17 protein-coding genes and 1 pseudogene are annotated in these 21,624 nt (G+C 70.7%); 15 read left to right on the forward strand and 3 right to left on the reverse strand.

All coding sequences use genetic code 11. The features are described from left to right. Window positions 1-3 precede the first annotated feature (3 nt). The 11 genes from QHF89_RS12360 (at window position 4) to QHF89_RS12410 (ending at window position 13,331) form a co-directional block, all read left to right on the forward strand. Window positions 4-1,752: a phosphoenolpyruvate carboxykinase (GTP) gene (locus QHF89_RS12360; protein ID WP_136930815.1), complete on the forward strand. Its 1,749-nt coding sequence runs from the start codon at window positions 4-6 to the stop codon at window positions 1,750-1,752. A gap of 225 nt (window positions 1,753-1,977) precedes the next feature. Further along, on the forward strand, window positions 1,978-2,547 hold the full coding sequence (locus QHF89_RS12365) for a GbsR/MarR family transcriptional regulator (RefSeq protein ID WP_136930814.1): 570 nt from the start codon (window positions 1,978-1,980) through the stop codon (window positions 2,545-2,547). Between the two features lie 62 nt (window positions 2,548-2,609). After that, window positions 2,610-3,749, forward strand: coding sequence for a polyprenyl synthetase family protein (locus QHF89_RS12370; protein ID WP_136968562.1), 1,140 nt, complete (start codon window positions 2,610-2,612; stop codon window positions 3,747-3,749). A gap of 5 nt (window positions 3,750-3,754) precedes the next feature. Beyond that, entirely contained in the window at window positions 3,755-4,744 is a 990-nt protein-coding gene (gene aroF / locus QHF89_RS12375) for a 3-deoxy-7-phosphoheptulonate synthase (RefSeq protein ID WP_136930812.1), read from the forward strand. Beyond that, entirely contained in the window at window positions 4,741-5,949 is a 1,209-nt protein-coding gene (locus QHF89_RS12380) for a hydroxymethylglutaryl-CoA reductase, degradative (RefSeq protein ID WP_136930811.1), read from the forward strand. Before aroF ends, QHF89_RS12380 begins: the two co-directional genes overlap by 4 nt. Next, entirely contained in the window at window positions 5,946-6,689 is a 744-nt protein-coding gene (ubiE, locus tag QHF89_RS12385) for a bifunctional demethylmenaquinone methyltransferase/2-methoxy-6-polyprenyl-1,4-benzoquinol methylase UbiE (protein ID WP_284720407.1), read from the forward strand. The genes QHF89_RS12380 and ubiE overlap by 4 nt, the downstream gene beginning before the upstream one ends. Further along, window positions 6,690-8,099: an isochorismate synthase gene (locus QHF89_RS12390; RefSeq protein WP_136968563.1), complete on the forward strand. Its 1,410-nt coding sequence runs from the start codon at window positions 6,690-6,692 to the stop codon at window positions 8,097-8,099. It begins immediately after the preceding gene. After that, on the forward strand, window positions 8,096-9,877 hold the full coding sequence (gene menD, locus QHF89_RS12395) for a 2-succinyl-5-enolpyruvyl-6-hydroxy-3-cyclohexene-1-carboxylic-acid synthase (RefSeq protein WP_136968564.1): 1,782 nt from the start codon (window positions 8,096-8,098) through the stop codon (window positions 9,875-9,877). The genes QHF89_RS12390 and menD overlap by 4 nt, the downstream gene beginning before the upstream one ends. Next, window positions 9,874-10,824, forward strand: coding sequence for a 1,4-dihydroxy-2-naphthoate polyprenyltransferase (locus QHF89_RS12400; protein ID WP_136968565.1), 951 nt, complete (start codon window positions 9,874-9,876; stop codon window positions 10,822-10,824). Before menD ends, QHF89_RS12400 begins: the two co-directional genes overlap by 4 nt. Beyond that, window positions 10,825-11,898 carry a mandelate racemase/muconate lactonizing enzyme family protein gene (locus QHF89_RS12405; protein WP_284720408.1) on the forward strand — a complete coding sequence of 358 codons (1,074 nt, stop codon included), beginning with the start codon at window positions 10,825-10,827 and terminating at the stop codon, window positions 11,896-11,898. It begins immediately after the preceding gene. Then, entirely contained in the window at window positions 11,880-13,331 is a 1,452-nt protein-coding gene (locus QHF89_RS12410) for a class I adenylate-forming enzyme family protein (protein ID WP_136968566.1), read from the forward strand. The genes QHF89_RS12405 and QHF89_RS12410 overlap by 19 nt, the downstream gene beginning before the upstream one ends. Here the strand turns inward: QHF89_RS12410 and QHF89_RS12415 are convergent. Next, complete coding sequence (locus QHF89_RS12415; protein WP_136968567.1) at window positions 13,294-13,770, reverse strand: acyl-CoA thioesterase; 477 nt, start codon at window positions 13,768-13,770, stop codon at window positions 13,294-13,296. The genes QHF89_RS12410 and QHF89_RS12415 overlap by 38 nt on opposite strands. A 98-nt stretch (window positions 13,771-13,868) precedes the next feature. Here QHF89_RS12415 and QHF89_RS12420 point away from each other — a divergent pair, with 98 nt between their 5' ends. After that, window positions 13,869-14,900, forward strand: a complete 1,032-nt coding sequence (locus QHF89_RS12420; RefSeq protein ID WP_136968568.1) for a DUF933 domain-containing protein — start codon at window positions 13,869-13,871, stop codon at window positions 14,898-14,900. 42 nt (window positions 14,901-14,942) lie between these two features. On the opposite strand, the gene smc is transcribed toward QHF89_RS12420, so the two are convergent. Next, the gene (smc, locus tag QHF89_RS12425) at window positions 14,943-18,545 is read right to left on the reverse strand and encodes a chromosome segregation protein SMC (RefSeq protein ID WP_136968569.1); all 3,603 of its coding nucleotides are present in this window, start codon (window positions 18,543-18,545) and stop codon (window positions 14,943-14,945) included. Window positions 18,546-18,804: 259 nt separating this feature from the next. Between smc and QHF89_RS49965 the strand changes: the two are divergent. Beyond that, window positions 18,805-18,951 (forward strand): annotated as a pseudogene (locus QHF89_RS49965) (FmdB family zinc ribbon protein); the annotation flags it as partial. Window positions 18,952-18,977: 26 nt separating this feature from the next. On the opposite strand, the gene QHF89_RS12430 reads toward QHF89_RS49965, so the two are convergent. Continuing rightward, window positions 18,978-19,112 (reverse strand): hypothetical protein, encoded by a 135-nt coding sequence (locus QHF89_RS12430; protein ID WP_284720409.1) that lies wholly within the window; start codon window positions 19,110-19,112, stop codon window positions 18,978-18,980. Window positions 19,113-19,262: 150 nt separating this feature from the next. On the opposite strand from QHF89_RS12430, the gene QHF89_RS12435 reads away from it, so the two are divergent. Further along, window positions 19,263-20,381 carry a bifunctional chorismate mutase/prephenate dehydratase gene (locus tag QHF89_RS12435; RefSeq protein WP_136968571.1) on the forward strand — a complete coding sequence of 373 codons (1,119 nt, stop codon included), beginning with the start codon at window positions 19,263-19,265 and terminating at the stop codon, window positions 20,379-20,381. Continuing rightward, on the forward strand, window positions 20,378-21,427 hold the full coding sequence (locus QHF89_RS12440) for a hypothetical protein (RefSeq protein ID WP_136968572.1): 1,050 nt from the start codon (window positions 20,378-20,380) through the stop codon (window positions 21,425-21,427). The genes QHF89_RS12435 and QHF89_RS12440 overlap by 4 nt, the downstream gene beginning before the upstream one ends. Window positions 21,428-21,624 lie beyond the last annotated feature (197 nt).

Genomic DNA, 21,624 nt, shown 5'->3' on the forward strand with positions numbered 1-21,624 from the left:
GCCATGAACAATCAGAGCCTTTCCGCGTGGGTCGACGAGGTGGCCCGCCAGACGGAGCCCGACCGCGTGGTGTGGTGTGATGGCTCCGAGGAAGAGTATCGCGGCCTCGTGCAGGCCATGCTTCGGGACGGCACGCTGCACGAGCTCGATCAGGCCGCGTACCCCGGGTGTTACCTGCACCGGAGCCATCCGTCCGATGTGGCGCGCACCGAGCATCTGACCTTCATCTGCTCGGATCGGGCCGAGGATGCTGGGCCGACGAACAACTGGATGTCGCCCGCGGACGCGCGCGAGAAGGTCGGCCCGCTCTTCAACGGTTCGATGCGCGGACGGACGATGTACGTGGTCCCGTACCTGATGGGCCCGGTCGGCTCGCCCGCTTCGAAGGTCGGCGTCGAGATCACGGACAGCGCTTATGTCGCGGCCAGCATGCGGATCATGACGCGCATGGGGAAGGTCGCGCTCGATCACCTCGGCGCGTCGAGTGACTTCTGCCGGGGCCTTCACTCGCTCGGCGACCTCGACCCGAACCGCCGCTTCATCGCGCATTTTCCGAAGGAGCGCCTCATCTGGAGCGTGGGCTCGGGCTACGGCGGCAACGCGCTGCTCGGCAAGAAGTGCTTCGCGCTGCGCATCGCGAGCACCATGGCGCGCGACGAGGGCTGGCTCGCGGAGCACATGCTCATCATGGGGCTCGAGGATCCTTCGGGGAACGTCACGTACATCTGCGCTGCGTTCCCGAGCGCCTGCGGCAAGACGAACCTGGCGATGCTCGTGCCGCCCGCGAGCCAGCAGGGCTGGAAGGTGTGGACCGTCGGCGACGACATCGCGTGGCTGCGCGTCGGCCCCGATGGTCGGCTCTGGGCTGTGAACCCCGAGGCAGGCTTCTTCGGCGTCGCTCCGGGCACGAGCCGGAAGACGAACCCGAATGCGCTCGCCACGGTCCAGCGCAACACGATCTTTACGAACGTGGCGATGACGCGGGATCGGCAGCCGTGGTGGGAGGGCATGGACGGCCAGGTGCCGGCAGAGCTCACGGACTGGCAGGGCAGGTCCTGGACGCCCACGAGCAAGGAGCCCGCGGCGCACCCGAACAGCCGCTTCTGCGCGCCGGCGAAGCAGTGTCCGTGCGTGTCGTCGTTGATGGAGGCGCCGGAGGGCGTGCCGATCAGCGCGTTCGTGTTCGGCGGCCGCAGGGCCAAGCTCGCGCCGCTCGTGTACGAGGCGCGCGACTGGGCGCACGGCGTGTATCTCGGCGCGTCGATGGCCTCGGAGACCACGGCGGCGGCCACGGGCAAGGTGGGCGTTGTGCGCCGTGACCCGATGGCGATGCGCCCGTTCTGTGGATACAACATGGGCGACTACTTCGGGCACTGGCTCGAGATGGGGCGCGGGCGCCCGGCGTTCCCGAAGGTCTTCCACGTGAACTGGTTCCGCACGAACGACGCGGGCAAGATCCTCTGGCCCGGCTTCGGCGAGAACCTGCGCGTGCTTCGCTGGATCAACGAGCGCGTGCACGGCCGCGCGAAGGGCCGCGAGACGGCGCTCGGCATCTTCCCGAACGAGGGCGAGATCGACACGAGCGGGCTCGATCTCCCGGCATCCGCGATGAGCGATCTCTTCTCGATCGATCGCGAGGCGTGGCTCGCGGACCTCACCGATCAGGAGGCGTTCTTCGGATCGTTCGGCGACAAGATGCCCGAGGGGATCTGGCGCGAGCACCGCACGCTCCGATCGCACCTCCAGACCTGAAGCGATCGCTTCGCGACGCTTCTCCCGCGGCCCCGGCGACATCGTCGGGGCCGCGTCGTTTCCATCGTGCGCATCGACGTTCCCGCCACCTTTCGCGCCGCGTCGTCACGCTGCGCCGTGACTCCGACGCGCTGCGCTGCGCGTGAAAACGCTGCGCTCCATCTTGACCGCACCTTGTTTTATCGCTACCTGCACATTCAAAATCTTTTGAAAGTTCATTCTGCCATGTCCGAGCGTGAGACCCCGAGACAGGACGACGGCCACGAGGCCGAGCTCATCGCAGCCGAGGCGATCGGCGACGTGATCGAGCACTGGGGGTTTCGGCGTGTCCTCGGGCGTGTGTGGACGATCTTGTTCATCGCGGCGGAGCCCTTGCCCGCGGCCGTCATCGGCGAGCGGCTGAGCCTGTCGGCCGGGGCGGTGAGCATGTCGCTCACCGAGCTTCAGCGCTGGGGCGTGGTCCGCCGCGTCTTCAAGCCGGGCGAGCGCAAGGAGTACTTCGAGGCCGAGACGGACTTCTGGAAGATGATCTCGAAGGTCTTCGACGAGCGCGAGCGGCTGCTCGCCGAGTCGGTGCGGGCGCGGCTCGAACGCGCGGTCACGATGCTCGAAGCTCGCCCGCGCCTGCCGGGCGCCGAGCAACGCGCGGATCGAGTGCGCCGGCTGCTCTCCTTCGTCATCGTCGCGGAGACTGCGCTCGACGGCTTCATCCGATCGCGCCGCGTGGATTTCTCGCCTTTCGGCGACCTCATCCGTTTTCCGCTTCGCGTGGCGACACGCAAGCGCAGGGCCTAGCCATCTCGAGACCCTTCGGTCCGGGGACGGCGCGGAAACGCCGTGCCCCGGCGGGAGAACCCATGTCGATCGCAACGTATCCCATCCAGCGCGTCCCGCATCACGACGTCGTCGGAACCCTCGAGCGTGGCTGCCAGGAGCACGGCCTCGATCCGCTCGCAGGCAAGCTCGCGGAGCTCCGCCTCTTCCTCGCGAAGGACCTCGACGAGGTCGATCGCGCCATCGCGGCCGTGGGGCTCGGGGCGGAGGACGCCGGAGGCGATCCAAAGCCCCGAACGTCGAACAGCCTCGGGGCGGAGGACGCCGGAACGTCGCAGACGCCGGCCCAGGCGAGCGCGCGGCACCTGCTCGCGCAGGACGGCAAGCGCCTGCGGCCCATCGTCGTCGCGCTCGCGGCGCACGTGGGCAAGGGCTTCAACGAGGCGGCGCGCGCCTATGCCGTGGCCGTCGAGCTCGTGCACAACGCGACGCTCCTGCACGACGACGTGGTCGACGTCGGCGCGCGCAGGCGCGGAGCCGACGCGGCGCGCGTCATCTACGGCAACGCCGCGAGCATCTTCGGCGGCGACTGGCTGCTCGTGGAGGCGCTCTGCCGTATCCAGCGCGCGGGCAGCCCTGAGGTCCTCGCGCGCATGCTCGACGTCATCAAGGAGATGGTCATCGCCGAGTCGATGCAGCTCGCGCGCCGCGGCAAGCTCGACACGAGCGCCAGCGACTATTTCCACATCGTCGACGGCAAGACGGCCTCGCTCTTCCGGTGGGCGATGTTCGCGGGCGGGCGTGCCGGCGGCGTGAGCGACGAGGGCTGCGAGGCGCTCGTCGATTACGGCAAGAAGCTCGGCGTCGCGTTCCAGCTCGTCGACGACGTGCTCGATGTCGCGGGAGATCCCGAGGCCACGGGCAAGACGCTGCTCGCGGATCTCGGCGAGGGGAAGATGACGTACCCCTTGCTCTGCGCGCTCGAACGGTGCCCGGAGCTCGTGCCGCTGCTCGAAGCGGTGTGCGCGGGTGAGGAGGTCGGTCCCGAGGTGGGCGGTCGCGTGGCCTCGCAGCTCCGCTCGTCGGGTGTGGTCGACGAGTGCCTCGCGCTCGCGCGGAAGCTCTGCGAGGAGGCCATCGCGGGGCTCTCGTCGATCCCGGATGGAGTCGCCAAGAGTGCGCTCGTGACCGTCGCGCGCGCGACGCCCGAGCGCAGGAGGTAAGCGCCATGATCGTGTCCTTGAAGAGCGGCGCCGACGCGGCGAACGTGCTCAGGGAGCTCACGGGGCGGGGGCTCTGGGTCTCGCGCGTGGAGCGCAGCACGTCGGGCAACGCCGTGCATTACGTGATCGCGCCGCACTCGCAGCCGGCGGATCCCGAGGAGCTCGCGCGGATCGACGGCGTCGCCGAGGTGACGACACCGAAGCCCGCGCACCCGTTGGTCTCGGCACAAGGCCCCGTCGTCGACGTGGGCGGCTTGCCGGTGGGTACGGACAAACCGGTCTTCATGTGCGGACCGTGCAGCCTCGAATCCGAGGCGCAGGTGCACGAGACGGCCTCTGTGCTCTCGTCGCTCGGCGTGTCGTTCATCCGCGGCGGCGCGTTCAAGCCGCGGACGAGCCCCTACGCGTTCCAGGGCCACGGCGACGTCGCGCTCGAATGGGTGCGGCGCGCGGCCGACGCGGCGGGGATGCGGGTCGTGACCGAGGCGCTCGGCGAGGGGCACGTCTCCGCGGTCGCGGCGTACGCGGATCTCGTGCAGGTCGGCTCGCGCAACATGCAGAATTTTTCGTTGCTCAAGGCGATCGGCAAGACGGAGAAGCCGGTGCTCCTGAAGCGCGGCATGTCCGCGACGATCGAGGAGTGGCTGCTCGCGGGCGAGTACCTGCTCTCGCACGGATCGAAGGGCGTGATCTTCTGCGAGCGTGGGATCCGCGGGTTCGACGACTCGACGCGGAACTTGCTCGACATCGGAGCCGTTGCGCTCCTCCGGTACGTGCATCGGCTGCCGGTCGTGGTGGATCCGTCGCACGGCCTCGGCCGGCGGGATCTCGTTGCGCCGCTCGGACGCGCGGCGCTCTCGGCGGGCGCAGCGGGCCTCATGATCGAGACGCACCCGGATCCGTCGACGGCCCTCTCGGATGGTCCGCAGGCGGTGCCGCTCGGCGAGCTCGGCGCGCTGCTCGGTCGGCTCGTCTCGGCGGAGGGGGCCCGATGAAGCGCGCGATCACGAGCCGCCTCAGCAAGTTCTACGAGCGATCGCCCGAGGCGCGTCTCGTCGTGCTGCGCGAGATGGGCGCCGTCGACGACGTCTCGTTCGCGCACCTCGCGCGGGGCGGGTTCCTCGACGTGACGGTGGCCGATCACATGAGCGAGAACGTGATCGCAACGCACGCGTTGCCGCTCGGTGTGGGCCTGAACTTCGTGATCAACGGTCGCGATGTCCTCGTGCCCATGGCCGTCGAGGAGCCGAGCGTCGTGGCCGCGGCGTCGAACGCGGCGCGTATGGTGCGCGCCTCGGGCGGGTTCTCGGGCGAGGCGGATCCGCCGATCATGACGGCCCAGATCCAGCTCGACGACGTGCCCGATCCGACCGCGGCCTGCGCGCGGATCCTCGAAGCGCGCGCGCGGCTCTCTGCGCTCGGCGACGCGTCGATCCCGCGTATGGTGGCCCGCGGCGGCGGCGTGCGTGATCTCGACGTGCGGGTGCTCGACGAGGCGCTCGGCGTGATCGTGCTGCACGTGCACGTCGACGTGGGCGACTGCATGGGCGCGAACACGGTCGACACGGTGGCCGAGGCGATGGCGCCCGCCGTGCACGCGATCACGGGCGGGACGATGGGGCTCCGGATCCTCACGAACCTGCCGCTGCGGCGCCTCGTGCGGGTGCGCGCGGAGGTGAGCGACGAGGACGTGGGCGGATCGGAGCTCGCGAGCGGCATCGCGCGCGCCAGCCGCTTCGCCGAGCTCGATGTCTTCCGCGCCGTCACCCACAACAAGGGCTTCATGAACGGCCTCGACGCGGCCGCGATCGCGCTCGGGCAGGATTTCCGGGCGATCGAGGCGGGGGCGCACGCGTTCGCCGCGCACCGCGGGTCGTACCGGCCGCTCAGCACGTGGAAGCGCAAGCCCGGCGGGCTCGTCGGCGAGGCGGAGCTGCCGCTCGCGGTGGGCACGGCCGGGGGCCTGTCGAGCGCGCATCCCGGCGTGCGCGCGGCGCTCGACATGCTGGGCGCGGCGACGGCGGGCGATCTCGCCATCGCGCTCGCGTCGGTCGGGCTCGCGTCGAACCTCGCGGCGCTGCGCGCGCTCGCAGGGGAGGGCATCCAGCGAGGTCACATGCGCCTGCACGAGCGGAAAAACAGCGTGCAGGCCACCGATCCGCCGCCCGCGCCGAGCGGGCCTCGAAGCGAGGTGGGATGATGAGCCAAGAGACGACGAAGGCTCCGCGCGCAGGCAGCGGCGAGATGTTCGACGCGATCGCGGCGCGTTACGACATCTTGAACCGGATCCTCTCGCTCGGGATGGATCAAGGCTGGCGGCGCCGCGCCGTCGAGGCGCTCGCGCTCCGCTCAGGCGCGCGCGTGCTCGATCTCGCCACGGGGACCGCGGACCTCGCGATGACCATCGCGAAGGCGCACCCCGACGCTGCGGTGATCGGCCTGGATCCGTCGAGCGGCATGCTCGCCGAGGGCGCGCACAAGCTCGCGGCGGCGGGCCTCGAAGGCCGCGTCACGCTGCGCATCGGTGACGCGCAGGCTTTGCCGTTCGAGGACGCGAGTGTCGACGGCGTGGCCATCGCGTTTGGCATCCGCAACGTGCCCGACAGGGCAAAGGCCCTTCGCGAGATGGCGCGCGTCACGCGGCCGGGGGGACGTGTCGTCCTGCTGGAGCTCTCCGAGCCTCGCGCCGGCGTGATGGGCCTGCTCGCGCGTACGTACGTGCACGAGATCGTCCCGCGCATCGGCGCGGCGCTCTCCGGGGCGAAGGAGTACCGCTACTTGCAGCGTTCGATCGAGGCGTTTCCGTCGCCCGATGTCTTCTCGCGGATGATGGAGGAAGCGGGGCTCTCCGTACTCGAAGCTTCGCCGCTCACGTTTGGGGTCGCGCACCTCTTCGTGGGTACGCCGCTCGGGGAAGGGACGCGTCGGGAGGAGGTATAGGTGTCTTCGGGCCTCGGGGCAGACCTCCTCGCGCGCCTTTCACGGGCGACGAGGAGAGGTGCGGGATCGGCGGGGGAGCTCGTGGCCGTCGTGGCCCCGGCGCCGGTCGTGCCTGCGGCCCGGCTCGTCGCCGCGTGCACGTCCGCCGCGCCGATCGTGTTGTTTCAGGCCCCTCCACGTGAGGGCGAGGAGCCGATCGGCGTCGTGGGGTTTGGGGAGGTCGCGCGGGTCGAAGGGAGCGGACCCGAGCGTCTCGCGCAGATCACGAGCGCGGCGCGAAGGATCTTCGCGACGCTGCGCGAGGAGCGCGATGCGGAGGCGGGCGGCGCGCCGGGGCCGCGGTTCGTCGGGGGTTTGTCCTTCCGGACCGAGGCGCGTCACGTGCCGCCGTGGACCGCGTTCGCGGATGCGAGTTTTTCCCTTGCGCGGTGGATGTACGTGACCCGCCCTGGTGAGGCTTGGCTTTGGCTTCTGGCGCGTGACGGAGATCTCGCGTCGGAGCGTTCTGCGATTGAGGCCGAGATCGCGTCGATCGAAGCCGCTTTCGTGATCGCAGTGCAGCCTGCGCAGGACGCGCTGCCGCGTGGGGCAGGGGAGGGCGCGCGGATCGAGGGAACGAGCCACGAGGCGTTCTGCTCTCTCGTGCGCGAGGCGCTCGACGCCATCCGTGCGGGCGAGATCGACAAGGTCGTCCCCGTCGCCGCGACGCGCGTTCGTCCGGTTCGTCCGCTCGATGCGCGTGTTGCCCTTTCGCGTCTCGCGGAGGCGTACGCCGAGACCACGCGGTTCGCCGTGCAGCGCGGGGAGCACGTCTTCCTCGGCGCCTCGCCCGAGCGGCTCATCTCGCGCCGCGGTCGCGTCGTCCGCACGGACGGGCTCGCGGGCACGGTGCGGCGTGGCGCCGACGACGCGTCCCTCGTGCAGGCGCTCCTCGCGAACGCCAAGGAGCGACGCGAGCATGCCCTCGTGGTGGAAGCGATCGCGGCCGTGCTCGGCCCTCGTTGCGACACGCTCGACGTCCCCGACGCCCCGTCGATCCGCAGCCTCCCCAACGTCCACCACCTGTGGACCCCGATCCGCGGCGCCCTGCGCGACGACACGCACGTGCTCGCGCTCGTCGAGGCCTTGCACCCGACGCCCGCCGTCTCGGGCACGCCGCGGGAGCAGGCGACCGCGTGGATCGTCACGCACGAGCCCGACGCGCGCGGCTGGTACACGGGCGCTGTCGGATGGTTCGACGCCGCCGGGGACGGCGATTTTTCGGTCGCCATCCGCGCCGGGCTCGTCTCGCCCGACGAGGCCTGGCTCTACGCGGGCGCCGGGATCGTCGAGGGCTCGGATCCGCTGGCCGAGTACGCCGAGACCCGCGCCAAGCAAGCTCCGATGCTCGCGGCCCTGGGAATCCAATGAGCACGAACGAGCACCTCGCCTGGGCCGAGACCTTCATGGCCGCGCTCGCCGCCGCCGGCGTGCGTGACGTCGTCGTTTGTCCGGGCTCCCGCTCCACGCCGCTCGCGCTCGCCGCCGACGTCACGGCGGGCCTGCGGATCCACACGGCGGTCGACGAGCGGGCCGCGGCCTTTTTCGCGCTCGGTCAGGCCCGCGTGACCCGCCTCCCGAGCGCCGTACTTTGCACCTCGGGCACGGCCGGCGCGCACTTCACCCCCGCCGTGATCGAGGCCTCGCAGAGCCACGTCCCGCTCCTCCTCGTCACGGCCGATCGGCCCTGGGAGGCCGTCGACGTCGCCGCGTCGCAGACCATCGATCAGACGAAGCTCTTCGGCGCGCACGTGCGCTTCTTCGTGGAGCTCGGCCTGCCCGATCCCGGCGCGCCCCGTGAAGCCCCGGCCCGCGTCGCGCTCCACGCCGCGGCACGAACCCTCGGCCCCGATCCGGGCCCCGTGCACGTGAACGCGCGCTTCCGCAAGCCACTCGAGCCTTCCCAGCCGTGGCCCGATGCCGACCGATCCACGCGCCTCACCGACGTCCTCCGCCGCGGCACGACCCGCGTCTTCGCGCCCCGGACCGCCGCCCCGCCCGAGGCCCTCGACGCCCTCACCGAGCTCGCCTCTCACACGGAACGAGGCCTCATCGTCTGCGGCCCCGCGCCCGTCGATCGCCCCGAAGCCCCGCTGCGCGAAGCTGCCGTGGCCCTCGCCCGTGCCACCGGCTTCCCCCTCCTCGCGGAGACCACGAGCCAGGCCCGCTTCGGCTCCTCCGTGCCGGACGTCGTCGCCTGCGCCGCCTTCGACACCCTGCTGCGGGATCCCGCCTTTGCCGCGCGCCACGCCCCCGACCTCCTCATCGAACTCGGCGCGCCCGCCACGTCCCAGGGATACGTCGAGTACCTCGCGAAGCACCCGACCGCCGCGCGGTTCGTCATCGCACCCCACGGCTGGAACGATCCCGCCCAGGACGCGACCGCCCTCGTCCTCGCCGATCCCGTCGAGACCGCGCGCGCCCTCGCCGCGCGCCTCGGCCCTGCGCGTCGGCCCTCGCCGAGCCTGTGGGCCGAGAGCTTCCGCCGTGCCGACGCCCTCGCGTGGTCCCTCGCCGAGGCCCACGCCTCCGCGGCCCACCTCACCGAGGCCGCCGTCGCTCGCCTCGTCATCGCCGGTTGCCCCGCGGGCGCGCTCTTCTCCGTCGGCAACAGCTTGCCCGTCCGCGACGTCGACCTCTGGGCCCCGCCTCGTCCGAGCCCCCTCGGCGTCCTCCACCAGCGCGGCGCCAGCGGCATCGACGGCCTCGTCGCCTCCGCCGCCGGCGCGGCCACCGTCGCCGGCAGGCCTGTCGTCCTCCTCCTCGGCGACACCAGCGTCCTGCACGACCTCACGAGCCTCGCGCTCGCGCGCCGTGCCCCCGTCCCCCTCGTCGTCGTCGTCGTCCAGAACCAGGGCGGCCGCATCTTCGAGCGCCTCCCCATCGCTCGCGCCGTCGACGTCGAGCGCTTCGATAAGTACTTCACGATGCACGAGCCCGTTGATCTCGCGCCGGCCGCGGCGGCCTTCGGCGTTCGGTTCGCCCGGACGGACACGGAGTCGGCCTTCGTCCGCGCGTTCGCCGAGGCCCTGAAGACGCCGGGCGCGACGCTGATCGAGGCGGTGGTCCCGCCGGATGACGGCCGCACGCGTGTCACCTGCTTCCGGAGCGAGCTTGCCGCCACGCTCGCCCGCGAGGATCTCTCATGAGCCCCGACAAGACCGCGACCCTCGGGTCCTTGCCTTCCGCCGCCTCCGCGCCCCCGGTCCGCCCCGGCTCGGTCCGCGCCTGGGTGCTCGCTTGCCGGCCCGCCACCTTGACCGCCGCCGTCGTCCCCGTCGCCGTCGGCAGCGCCGTCGCCCACGCGAGCGGCTCGTTCCGTGTCCTGCCCGCCCTCGCGGCCCTGCTCGGCTCGATCCTCATCCAGATCGCCACGAACTTCGCGAACGACGTCTTCGACCACGAGAAGGGCGCCGACACCGAGGAGCGCCTCGGCCCGACCCGCGCCACCGCCACCGGTCTGCTCACGCCGCGTGAGGTTCGCATGGGCCTCGCCGTCACGATCGCGCTGGCCCTGCTCCCCGGCCTCTACCTCGCGTCCGTGGGCGGATGGCCCATCGTCGCCATCGGCATCACCTCGATCCTCGCCGGCATCGCCTACACCGGCGGACCGTACCCGCTCGGCTACCACGGGCTCGGCGACGTCTTCGTCTTCCTGTTCTTTGGCCTCGTGGCCGTCTGCGGCACCACCTTCGTCCAGGTCGGCGGCGTTCCGTCCCTCGCCCTCCTCGCAGCCGTCCCCGTGGGCGCCCTCGCCACCGCGATCCTCGTCGTCAACAACGTCCGCGACCGCGAGACCGACGTGAAGGCCGGCAAGCGTACGCTCGCCGTGCGCTTCGGCCGCCGCGCAGGCATCCTCGAATACGCCGCGCTCCTCGCCGCCTCCTACGCCGCGCCCGTCGTCTGCGTCGCTTCCCTCGGCCGCTCGCCCTGGGCGCTCTTGCCGCTCGTCTCCTTGCCCCTCGCCCTCGGCCTGCTCCGCGCCCTCGCGACCCGGGAAGGCCGCCCGCTGAACGCCGTCCTCGCGCGGACGGCCATGTTGCTCTTGCTCTTCGGCATCCTGTTCAGCGTCGGGCTCATGGTCGGGGGCGCGTAGGTGCGGATCCGGGGCGGCGCCGCGCAACCGTCCTACGGGCCGAACCGCCAGTTCGTGCGCCTCGGCCTCCGCGACGAGCACAAGCGCCTCGGGATCGGCGAAGCCTCCCCCTTGCCCCCGTTCCGCGCCGACGTCGCCTCCGCCCTCGCCGTCATCCTCGGGGAAGCCCTCCCGGGCCTCGCCACGGCGCGCGACGACCTCCCGCCGCGTGAGGCCGTCGCCGCCGCGCTGGCCCCCGTCGAGCGCGCCCTCGCCCCGTACCCCGCGGCGCGGTTCGCCGTGGAGACTGCCCTGTTCGACGTCGTGGGCCTGCGCCGCGGCCTCTCCGTCGCGGCCTGCCTCGCCGGGACCGAGCGCCTGGCCACCGTGCCCACGAACGCCCTGCTCGACGCCTCGGCGCCCGACCTCGTCGAGCGTGCCCGCGGCTTCGCCGAAGCCGGCCTCCACGCCGTGAAGGTCAAGCTTCGCGCCCGGGACGAGGCAGGCTTTGCGCGGGAGCTCACGGCGCTCCGGGCCTTGCGGGAGGCCCTCCCGCCGCCGTTCGAGCTCCGGCTCGACCCGAACGGCGCGTGGACGATCCCCGAGGCCCAGGAAAAGCTCGCCCGCCTGGCCGAGGTCGCGCCTCGGTACGTCGAGCAACCCGTCCCCGCCGCGCTCTTGCCCGACCTCGGCCCCGCGGCCGTCCCCTGGGCCGCCGACGAGTCCCTGCTCCTCCCGGGTATGGCCGAGCGCCTCGCGCGCGCCGCGGGGTGCGCCGCGTTCATCCTGAAGCCTGCGGCCCTCGGGGGCCTCGAGCGGGCGCTCGCCGTCGCGGCGATCGGCGCGGAGGCGGGCCTCGACCTCGTTGTCACACATTTCGCTGACGGTCCCGTGGGCCTCGCCGCAGCCGCCGAGCTCGCGCGTGCCTTGCCCAAGCCGCCGCTCGCGTGTGGGCTAGAACCCCACGCGGGCCTGTCGACGTATCCGGCGATGGCGATCCCGCAGCGCGGGCGGTCGGGGACGGTCCGGGAGGCGGCGCTCCCGGGCCTCGGCTTCTCGGAGGAGGCCCGAAACCGATGGATCACGACGGACTGAGCATCTTGGACGCGATCCGCGAGCCCGGGATCGCAACACAACCGGCGCTCATCGAGGACGGCCGCGTGATCTCGTTCGGCGAGTTGGCGACGCACGTCGAATGCGCCGCGTCATCCCTCGTGGCCCAAGGACTCGGCCCTGGATGCCGCGCCGCGTTGCGAACGACGTGCGATGCCGGCACGGTCGTCACGATCCTCGCCCTGATCGAGCTCGGCGTCGCCCTCGTCCCGATCCACCCGCGGCTAACCGATGCCGAGGTGCGCGTCATCACCGAAGACGCGCGTCCGGACCTTCAGATTTTGCCTTTCATCCAAAGCGACAACCTTCCGAAATCTGGATCATTTCCGCGCACAACCACCGAACCGTCCACGCCCCTCGCGATCCTCTTCACCTCGGGCACGACGGGCCGTCCAAAGGGTGCCGTCCTCTCCCGCGGAGCCTTCGCCGCCAGCGCCGCGGCCAGCGCCAAGAACCTCGGCTGGACCCCCGACGACCGCTGGCTCGCCTGCATGCCCCTCGCCCACGTCGGGGGCCTCTCCATCGTGATGCGGTGCATCGCGGCCCGCAGGCCCATCGTCCTCGAACCTCGCTTCGACCCCGACGCCGTCCTCCGCGCCATCCGCTGCGAGCGCGTCACCTTGCTCTCGGTCGTCCCCACCATGCTTCGCGCCCTCTTCGACGCCGACCGGGACGGCACCCTCGCCACGCTCCGCCTCGTCCTCGTCGGCGGCGCCGGCGCGCCCCCCGCGCTCCTCGAAGAGGCCGCCGCCCGCCGTGTCCTCGCCCTCACGACCTACGGCCTCACCGAAGCCTGTTCGCAGGTGACCTGCCAGCCCCTCCGAGCCGCGGGGACGATGGAGCCAGGATCTGGAAAAGCGCTCCCTGGTGTGTACATCCGCACCCTCCGTGACACCGGCACGCTTGCGGATCCCGGCGAAGTCGGCCGCATCCAGGTACGCGGACCCATGCTCATGAGCGGGTACCTCGCCGGACCTGGCGAGCCCCTGCGTACTTCGCTCACCGAGGACGGATTTTTCGACACCGGCGACCTCGGTGCCCTCGACGAACACGGCCGCCTCTTCGTCCACGCCCGCCGCACGGACCTCGTCGTCACCGGCGGCGAGAACGTCTACCCGGCCGAGGTCGAGCAGGCCCTCGAAGCGCTCCCCGGCGTCACGCGCGCCGTGGTCTTCGGCGTCCCCGACGAGCGCTGGGGCCAGATCGTCGCCGCCGGCCTCGCCCTCGACCCGCCCGACCCGGCCCACGCCGCCGCCCTCGTCGCCGAAGCCTCCGCGCGCCTCGCCCCCCACAAGCGCCCGCGCCTCGTCGCCGCCGTCGCTTCCTTGCCGCTCACGGCCTCGGGCAAGCTCGATCGCGCCCGTGCCGTCCGTGAGCTCAGCCCGCGCCTTTCCCCTGTGCCCCGACGGCCGTGAGCGCCGCCACGGTCTCCTCCGGGAGGCGCCTCGACCGGAACGTCTCCCGATCGATGCACACGTGTACGGCCTGCCCAATCGCGAGCACGCGCCCCTCCGTCGAGCGCACCCGCGCCCCCACGTGCAGCGACCGTTCGCTCAGCGTGAGCCGCACGATCTCCACGACCACGTCGTCGCCGAACCGCATCGGCCCGAGGTAATCGGCCTCGGCGTGCCCGAGCGGCATCCCCCACTTGCCCTCCTGCAGGATGCCCGGGAGGTCGATGCCGGCGCGTCGGAGCAGGCTCAGGAACGCGTCGTGGAAGTACTCGAGCACGCGGGCGAAGTAGATGATCCCGGCGGCGTCGACGTCCTGGAAGCGCACCGGCCGAGGTTCGGCATGAAGGACCGTGGTCGCGTGGACGAGATCGTCGGGGGAGAGGCGGGGTCTGTCGGACATGGCCGGGAGCGTACCGCAAGCGTGGGGAGCGGACAGCCGGCCGGAGATGGTATCGTCGCACACGCACGAAGCAGGGGACTTCGGAAGGAGGGGCGAGGATGCACGTAGGAATCTGCGGTTACCCGGGTTCAGGCAAGACGACGGTCTTTCGGGCGCTCGCGCCCGGCGGCAAGGCGGATCGCGAGATCGCCTACGGCAACATCAAGGTGCCCGACACGCGCGTCGACTTCCTCGCCGCGCTCTTCAGCCCGAAGAAGACGACCTTCGCGGAGATCACGTTCGTCGACGTCGGCAGCGGCACGCGCTCGGGCGGCGCCTTCCCGCCTGCGGTGCTCCAGGGCATGCGCAACGCCGATGTGGTCGTGCACGTCGTGCGAGGCTTCGAAAACCCCTCGCTCACGACGCCGCCCGACCCGCCGCGCGACGAAAAGGCGTTCGACGAGGAGCTGCTCCTGCTCGACCTCGGCACGCTGGAGAAGCGCAAGGAGCGCTTCAAAAAAGAGGCGAAGAAGGGCCCCGAGGTCGAGGTGAACACGAAGATGATCGAGCACCTCGAGAAGAGCGAGCCCTTGCGCACGCTGGAGCTCTCGGAAGAGGAGCTGCGCGCGCTCGGCCCTGGGATCCAGCTCCTCTCGATGCAGCCGCTCATCACGCTCTACAACCTCTCCGAGGACGCGTGGAACGACCCGGCCCGCGCGCTCTTGCGCGAGACGAAGCACGGCGAGCAGTGGGTGAAGATGGCGCTCTGCGGCTCGATCGAGGCGGAGATCGCGGCCTTGCCGGTCGACGAGCAGAAAGATTTCCTCGAAGGACTCGGCCTCGGCGAGCCTGCGCGGAACGTGTTCGTGCGCGAGGCCTACCGCCTGCTCGACTACATCAGCTTCCTGACCGCGGGCCCCGACGAGTGTCGCGCCTGGCCGATCCGCCGCGGCACGAACGCGAAGCGCGCCGCGGGCAAGGTGCACTCCGACCTCGAACGAGGTTTTATCCGCGCGGAGATCTACAGGCCGGAGGACCTGGAGATCGCGCGCACCGAGGCCGCGTTGAAGGCCCAGGGCAAGATGCGGCTCGAAGGGAAGGACTACATCGTCAAGGACGGCGATGTCGTGCACTTCCGATCTGGTACGTGACCCTCACCCCCGACCCCTCTCCCGCAGAGAGAAGGGAGGGGGTCACGCCACCGCCACGGTCTCGGCGGGGTGGTCCTTCGACTTCGCGTTCTCGTTGACCTTGACGCTCACGATGCGCGACACGCCCGGCTCCTGCATCGTCACGCCGTAAAGCACGTCGACGGACTGCATCGTGCGCTTGATGTGCGTGATCAGGATGAACTGCGAGTGCGCCGTCATCGAGCGGATCGCCTCGTTGTAACGAGCGACGTTCGCCTCGTCGAGCGGCGCGTCGACCTCGTCGAGCACGCAGAACGGCGAGGGCTTGAACTGGAAGATGGCGAAGATGAGGCTCACCGCCGTCAGCGCCTTCTCGCCGCCGCTCATGAGCTCGATGTTGCCGAGCTTCTTGCCCGGCGGCTGCGCGAGGATCTCGATGCCCGTCTCCAGCATGTCCTCGGGGTTCGTCAGCCGAAGCTCCGCCGCGCCGCCGCGGAACATCTTGGGGAAGAGCGCCTTGAAGCGCGCGTTGACCGCGTCGAACGTCGTCTTGAAGAGCTTCTTGCACTCGCGGTTCATCTGCGCGATCGCCTTCTCCAAGTCGGAGAGCGCGCTCTCGAGATCGTCCTTCTGCTGCGCGTAGTACTTGTGCCGCTCCTCGGCCTCGGCGTACTCGCGCATCGCGTCGAGGTTCACCGGCCCCATGCGATCGAGCAGCTCGCCGAGCTCCTGGATGCGCGACCGGTGCTGCTGATCGACCGGCGCGCGCTTGTGGTAGTCGCCCACGACCGTCGGCAGATACAGCCCGCGGAATTTTTCGCGCACGCCCTCGATGAGGTGGTTCTCCTCGATGTCGAGCCGCGCGAGCGCCATCTCGTGCTGCCGGAGTTTTTCGGTGGCCTCCGTCAGCTCCTGCCGGAGGCCCTTCAGATCGGCCTCCTTCGCGGCGAGCGTCTGCCGCGCCGCGTCGAGCCTGCGCCGCGCGTCTTCGAGCTGTGCGTGTGCCCTCTGCGCGCGTTGCACGGCGTCGTCGAGCTTCTCCCGCGACAGCATCATCGTCGCCGCCGCCACGCCCGCGCCTTCCGCGCAGTCCGTCCGCTCCCCGTCGAGCCGCGCGATCCGCCCGCTGAGCTCGTCACACGACCGCGCCAGCCGCTCCACCGTCGACCGCGCCGCCGTCGCCCGCTCGCGCACGCGCGCCAGGCGCACCTTGCGCTCCGTCACCACCGACTGCTGCGCGATCACGCGCTCGCGCCACTCGGCCGCGAGCTCCTCGCTCGTCGCGAGCCGCCCGGAGACCTCCTCGCGCAGCCGCCGCCCCTCTTCGAGTTTTTCGCGCGCCTCTTCCTGCTCGCCGCCCGCGTTCTCCAGCGCGTCCATGATCTCTTCGAGATCCCGCTGCACCGCGCTGCGCCGCTTCTGCGACGCGGCGAGCTGCTCCTCCGCGCGCCGAAAATCCTTCTCGGCCGTCACGAGCGCGATCTCGCTCGTGTGCGCCTCGCTCCGCGCCTTGTCCACGGCCGCCGTGAGCTCGGCGATGCGCTGCCGCTCGGCCGTCTGCGCTTCGAGCAGCGCCGTCACCTGATCGCCGAGCTTGCCCACGACGTCGTGCAGCTCGCGGATCTCCCGCTTCTGCTCCAGCATCCCCGCCGCGACCGCGTCGCCCGCGCCGCCGCTCACCGTTCCATCCGGACGAACCACCGTCCCGTCGAGCGAGACGAGCGTCACCGTCGCCCCCGACGTCGCGAGCCGGATCGCCGCCTCCGCCGTGCGCACGACGACCGCGTCGCCCACGAGCGCCCGCACGAGCGGCTCGTCCTCCGCGGAGAACCGGAGCCGCTCGAACAGCGGCCCCACCACGTCCTCGCCCGACGGCAAGGCCACGGGCCCGCCCGCCACGTACCGCGGCCGCGCCGGCACGAGCGTCGCGCGCCCTTGTTTCTTCGCGGCGAGCTCGCCGAGCAGCGCCGATGCGCGCTCCGTGTTCGTCACGACGATCGCTTGCAGCTTGTCGCCGAGCAGCGCGGCGAAGGCCGAAAGCAGCTCCGAAGGCGCCTCGATCCGGTCGGCCACGAGGCCCACGATCGACGGATCCTTCGTCTTCAAAAGGCTCTTCGGCCCGGCGCCCACGCCTTCGAGCCGCGCGTGGATCTCTTCGAGCGCCCGGAGGCGGCTTCGCTTCTGGTTGTGCTCGTTCTTCGCCTGCTCGACCTTGCGATCACTCGCGACCGCCTGCTCGCGGAGCGCCTTCGCCTCCGCTTCGAGCGCGACCCGCTGCTCGCCCGAATCCTTCTTCAGCGCGGCGAGCTCGGCGACCTGCAGAGCCCCGGCCTCCCGCTTCTTTTCGAGCTCTTCCAGCTCGTAGACGAGCCGCCCGTGCTCGTCGTCGAGCTTCTCGCGGCGCACCATCATGTCCGAGAAGCGCCGCTCGTAGCCCGTCAGCGTCGCCTCGGCCGCGGCGACCTTCGCCGCCGCCTCCGCCGCCTGCTTGCGCAGCCGTGACGCCTCCTGCTCGGCTTCCTTCTCGCCTGCGCGCACCTCTTCGAGCCGCTCGTGTTCTTCGAGCGCCTCGCGGTTCTCGCGTTGCTCCTCGGCCGCCACGTTTTCGAGCTGCTTTTCGAGCTCGGCCCGCTCGACCCGCAGATCCGCGATCGTCTTCTCGAGATCCTGCTGCTCGACCGTGGCCGCGGCCCTGCGCTCTTCGAGGTGCTTGAAGCGATCCTTGGCGCGGGCGAGCTCGGCCTGGAACGTGCGCACGTCGTTGTCGGCGGAGAACGCCGCGTTTTGCGCCTTCTCGGCCTGCTCCTCGCTCTGGTGCGCGGCGAGCCTCTGCACTTCGAGCTCGGCGTCGCGCGCGGCGAGCGCCGTGCGGGAGGCGAGGACCTTCTCGGCGTACTCGGCCCGCGCCCCCGTCTCGCGCTGCCGCAGCACGATGATCTCGAGGAGCTTGTGCGAGGCCTCGTGCAGCATGAGGTCCTCGAGCTCCTTGCGGTAGGCGATGTACCGCTCGGCCTTCGCAGCCTGGCGCTTGAGCGACGAGAGGCTGCGCGAGATCTCCGAGACGATGTCCCCGATGCGCAGCAGGTTCTGCCGCGTCTGGTCCATCTTCTGCTCGGCCTGCTTCTTCCGGGCCTTGTACTTCGTGATGCCCGCGGCCTCCTCGATCAGCATGCGCCGATCCTCGGCGCGGGCCGACACGATGAGGCCGATCTTGCCCTGCTCGATGATCGAGTACGCCTTCGTGCCGACGCCCGTGCCGAGGAAGAGGTCCGTGATGTCCTTCAGGCGGACCTGGGTTTTGTTGATCAGGTACTCGCTCGTCCCGTCGCGGTAGAGCTTGCGGGTGACGGCGATCTCGGCGTAGTCCTTGTATTCGAGCGGGAGCTGCTGGGCGAGCTCGGGGTCGGTGTTGTCGAACGTGAGCGTGACCTCGGCCATGCCGTGCGGCCCGCGCGACTCCGACCCGTTGAAGATGACGTCGGCCATGCTCCGGCCGCGCAGGTGCTTGGCGCTCTGCTCGCCCATGCACCAGCGGATCGCGTCGACGATGTTCGACTTGCCGCATCCGTTCGGCCCGACGATGCCCACGACGTCGACGTCGAAATGAACCACCGTCCGGTCGACGAACGACTTGAAGCCGGCAATCTCGAGCTTACGAATCCGCATCCGTCGTCACCGGCGATGGGGACGGTCACATGGCGTCACATAATGCCACGTACCGCCACGCATCGCGCAGCGCTAGGGTTACACCCGCCAGGGGGGCGCGGCAAGCGCGATGGTCGCCGGCCGGGTCGAACGGGGAGGGGGTCGAAAGGGCTGGCCACCGAAGACCTGGGTGGACAGAATGGCGGGCCGTCGCCTCGTCGCCTTGACAGGCGTCCAACGAAGCCGTACCTGCACGGCGAAATTTCGAGAGGTATTCGTTATGCCTACCTACGAGTACGCCTGCACGTCCTGCGCCCACGAGTGGGAAACCGAGCAGTCGATTCGTGAAGATCCCCTCAAGGAGTGCCCGAGCTGCCACGCGGAGACCGCCCGAAGGCAGATCTCCCGCGGCACGGGCTTCATCCTGAAGGGGAGCGGCTGGTACGCCGATCTCTACAGCTCGCCCAGCAACAAGGCGTCGTCCAAGTCCGAGAGCAGCACGAGCTCCTCCGAGAGCAGCTCCTCGTCGACGTCGACGACGTCCTCGGACAGCACGTCGACCACGTCCTCGACACCCTCCACAGCCACGCCCTGAACCAACCGATCCGCACGCGCAGCGGGCCTCTCGTCCCGCCGCCGTGAGGGGGTTCGAGGCAAGCCGGTTTCCGGCGCGGAGCCCCCAAGCGTGTAAGGCGAGGCCGCCCCGCGTCGGTCCGAGGAATGCTAGGTTGTCGGGGTATGGACGAGAGAAAGCGGCTCGATGAGCTTCGTGCGCAGCTCGCGGAGATCGATCACCAGATGCTCCGCCAGCTCGAACGTCGGGCGCGCGTCGCCCAGGACATCATCAAGCTGCGCAGCGGGACTGCTCGTTTTGCGCCCATCGCAGACGGGCAACACTTGCTCGCTCTCGAACGAGCCGCCGAGCCGCCCCTCCCAGCGAGCGCCGTCCGCCCGACCTTCGCCGCGATCGACGCCGCCTGCCGCGTGTTCGACGTGGCGCCGCGCGTCGTGTTCCTCGGCTCGGAAGGCGGCTTTGGCTGGATGGCCGCGCGGGAACAGTTCGGCCCGAGCGCCGAGCTCGTCCGCGGCGAGACCGTCCTCGGCGCCCTCGACGAGGTCGTCCGCGAGCGCGCCGAGTTCGCCGTCGTGCCCTACGAGTCGCTCGAAGACGGCCCGATCTTCCCGACCATCCAGGGCATCGCCGCCGCCGATCTGAAGCTCGTCGGCGAGCACGAATTCTCGCAGGTCCTGGTCCTCGCGAACGTCACGGGGAACCCGAGCGACGTCGAGAAGATCCTCGTCACGCCGCAAGATCACGGGGCCACGGTCCGGTACCTGGAGTCGAACCACCCGCGAACGGCCGTCGTCGACGTGCGCTCGCCGTTCGTCGCGATCGAGGCCGCCACGGAGAACCACGGCAGCGCCGCGATCGTGCCGCGCGGAGCGCTCGGCCCGGACACGCCCGTGCGCGTCGCGCGCGAGAACATCGGCGATCAAGGCGAGGTGCGCATGCGGTACGGCGTGGTCTCGCGCCTGCCGGCGCCGCGCTCGGGCTCCGACGCGACAGCGCTGCTCTTCGGCGTGCACGACAAGCCCGGCGCGCTGCACGAGATCCTCCAGCACTTCAAGGAGCGGAGCTGCAACCTGCGCCGCATCCAGTCGCGTCCCGTGCCGGGCGAAGGCTGGGAGTACGTGTTTTACGTCGAGGTCTTCGGCCACGTGACCGACCGGAACCTCGTCGCCGCCCTCGAGGGGATCAAGCGAGAGGCGAAGATGCTCAAGATCGTGGGCTCGTTCCCGCTCGAGCGGCCCACGCACGTCACGCCCGAGGCGGAGGCTCGTCGTCGAACGTCATGACCCTTGCGGCAGTTCGCGCCCACGCGGCGCGTTTCTTGGCTTTGGCCCTCTCCACGACGCTCCTCCCTCTCGGCCCCACCGGCTGCCGAGGCGGAGAGCAAAACGTCGTCCTCGTCGGCGGCCGGCAGGTCGATCCCGCGGTGATCGATCGGGATCCCGTCGCGCTCCTGCCATCTTCCCCCGTGATGCTCGGCTACCTCGACGCCGCAGCGATGTTCCAGTCGAGCCTCGGCCCCGACGTCGGCTCGATCATCACGGCGGTCCTGCCGCTCGGCCCCGAGTCGAACTTCGTGCCGTCACGAGACGTGACGCGGGTCTACGGCGGGATCTACGCGATGCAAGGCGCCGATTTCTGCGCCGTGATCCAGGGCAACTTCGACGTGGCCTCGATCCACCGCGCCGCCGAGGCGCGCACGAAGGTGAGCTCCGGCCTGCCCCTCGTGCGTTCGCGTTACGCGGACATGGACCTGTACACGGCGGGGAACGTGGGCTTCGTGCTGCTCACGCCGCACACAGCGCTGACAGGCAACGAGACGGGCATGCGTCGCGCGCTCGATCGGCTGCGGACCTCGGAGATCAAGCGCGCCGTGCCGCCATGGATGATCGAGCTTCTGAACACGCCGAACGCTGCCCTCGCGCTCGCAGGCGACATCAGCGGGCAGGGGACCGTCGAAGCCGCGACGCAGAAGATGCCGTTCCTGACAGGCCTGCAGAAGGTGCGGGCGCTCGGCAATTTCCAGCCGCCAGGCATGAATTTCGCCGGGTCGCTGACCTACGCAGACGCAGGATCAGCCGCCGCCGGGACGACCAACCTCGGAGATCTGCAGAAGCTGACAGGCTTCATGGGTCTGCTCTCCTCGCTCGGGCTGATGGGGCCCGTGCCGCAGATGCAGGTGGCGCAGCGCGAGAACGACGTCGCCTTCACGATGCCCGTCGACACGTCCTTTGCGCGGTTTTTGCTGGGGATGCTCGGCGACGTCGCGAAGAAGGCGACGACCGGGCAAGCGCCGTCGAGCGGGTGGGTGTGGCCGCTGTTGACGCGGTGAGGAGCCGCTTCGCTGGGGCTTTGCCCCAGGCCCCAGCAGGGGCTGTCCGCCCCTGCACCCGGACCAGCCAGGGGCTGGACCCAAGCTCGATGAACTGCGCTCCGCGCAGCTCATCGAACAGGCCCGGTCAAGACCAGCAGCGACGTTGCCCACCGAGACAGCCGCGCTGCGGGTTCTGCTGGCCCCCTGGGTTCTTC

This window comes from Polyangium sorediatum (assembly GCF_029946465.1).
Taxonomy (GTDB): domain Bacteria; phylum Myxococcota_A; class Polyangia; order Polyangiales; family Polyangiaceae; genus Polyangium; species Polyangium fumosum.

Coding starts and splice junctions, on each gene's coding strand:
- QHF89_RS12360 (WP_136930815.1), top strand. CDS start 4: ATGAACAATCAGAGCCTTTCCGCGTGGGTCGACGAGGTGGCCCGCCAG.
- QHF89_RS12365 (WP_136930814.1), top strand. CDS start 1,978: ATGTCCGAGCGTGAGACCCCGAGACAGGACGACGGCCACGAGGCCGAG.
- QHF89_RS12370 (WP_136968562.1), top strand. CDS start 2,610: ATGTCGATCGCAACGTATCCCATCCAGCGCGTCCCGCATCACGACGTC.
- aroF (WP_136930812.1), top strand. CDS start 3,755: ATGATCGTGTCCTTGAAGAGCGGCGCCGACGCGGCGAACGTGCTCAGG.
- QHF89_RS12380 (WP_136930811.1), top strand. CDS start 4,741: ATGAAGCGCGCGATCACGAGCCGCCTCAGCAAGTTCTACGAGCGATCG.
- ubiE (WP_284720407.1), top strand. CDS start 5,946: ATGATGAGCCAAGAGACGACGAAGGCTCCGCGCGCAGGCAGCGGCGAG.
- menD (WP_136968564.1), top strand. CDS start 8,096: ATGAGCACGAACGAGCACCTCGCCTGGGCCGAGACCTTCATGGCCGCG.
- QHF89_RS12400 (WP_136968565.1), top strand. CDS start 9,874: ATGAGCCCCGACAAGACCGCGACCCTCGGGTCCTTGCCTTCCGCCGCC.
- QHF89_RS12410 (WP_136968566.1), top strand. CDS start 11,880: ATGGATCACGACGGACTGAGCATCTTGGACGCGATCCGCGAGCCCGGG.
- QHF89_RS12415 (WP_136968567.1), bottom strand. CDS start 13,770: ATGTCCGACAGACCCCGCCTCTCCCCCGACGATCTCGTCCACGCGACC.
- QHF89_RS12420 (WP_136968568.1), top strand. CDS start 13,869: ATGCACGTAGGAATCTGCGGTTACCCGGGTTCAGGCAAGACGACGGTC.
- smc (WP_136968569.1), bottom strand. CDS start 18,545: ATGCGGATTCGTAAGCTCGAGATTGCCGGCTTCAAGTCGTTCGTCGAC.
- QHF89_RS12435 (WP_136968571.1), top strand. CDS start 19,263: ATGGACGAGAGAAAGCGGCTCGATGAGCTTCGTGCGCAGCTCGCGGAG.
- QHF89_RS12440 (WP_136968572.1), top strand. CDS start 20,378: ATGACCCTTGCGGCAGTTCGCGCCCACGCGGCGCGTTTCTTGGCTTTG.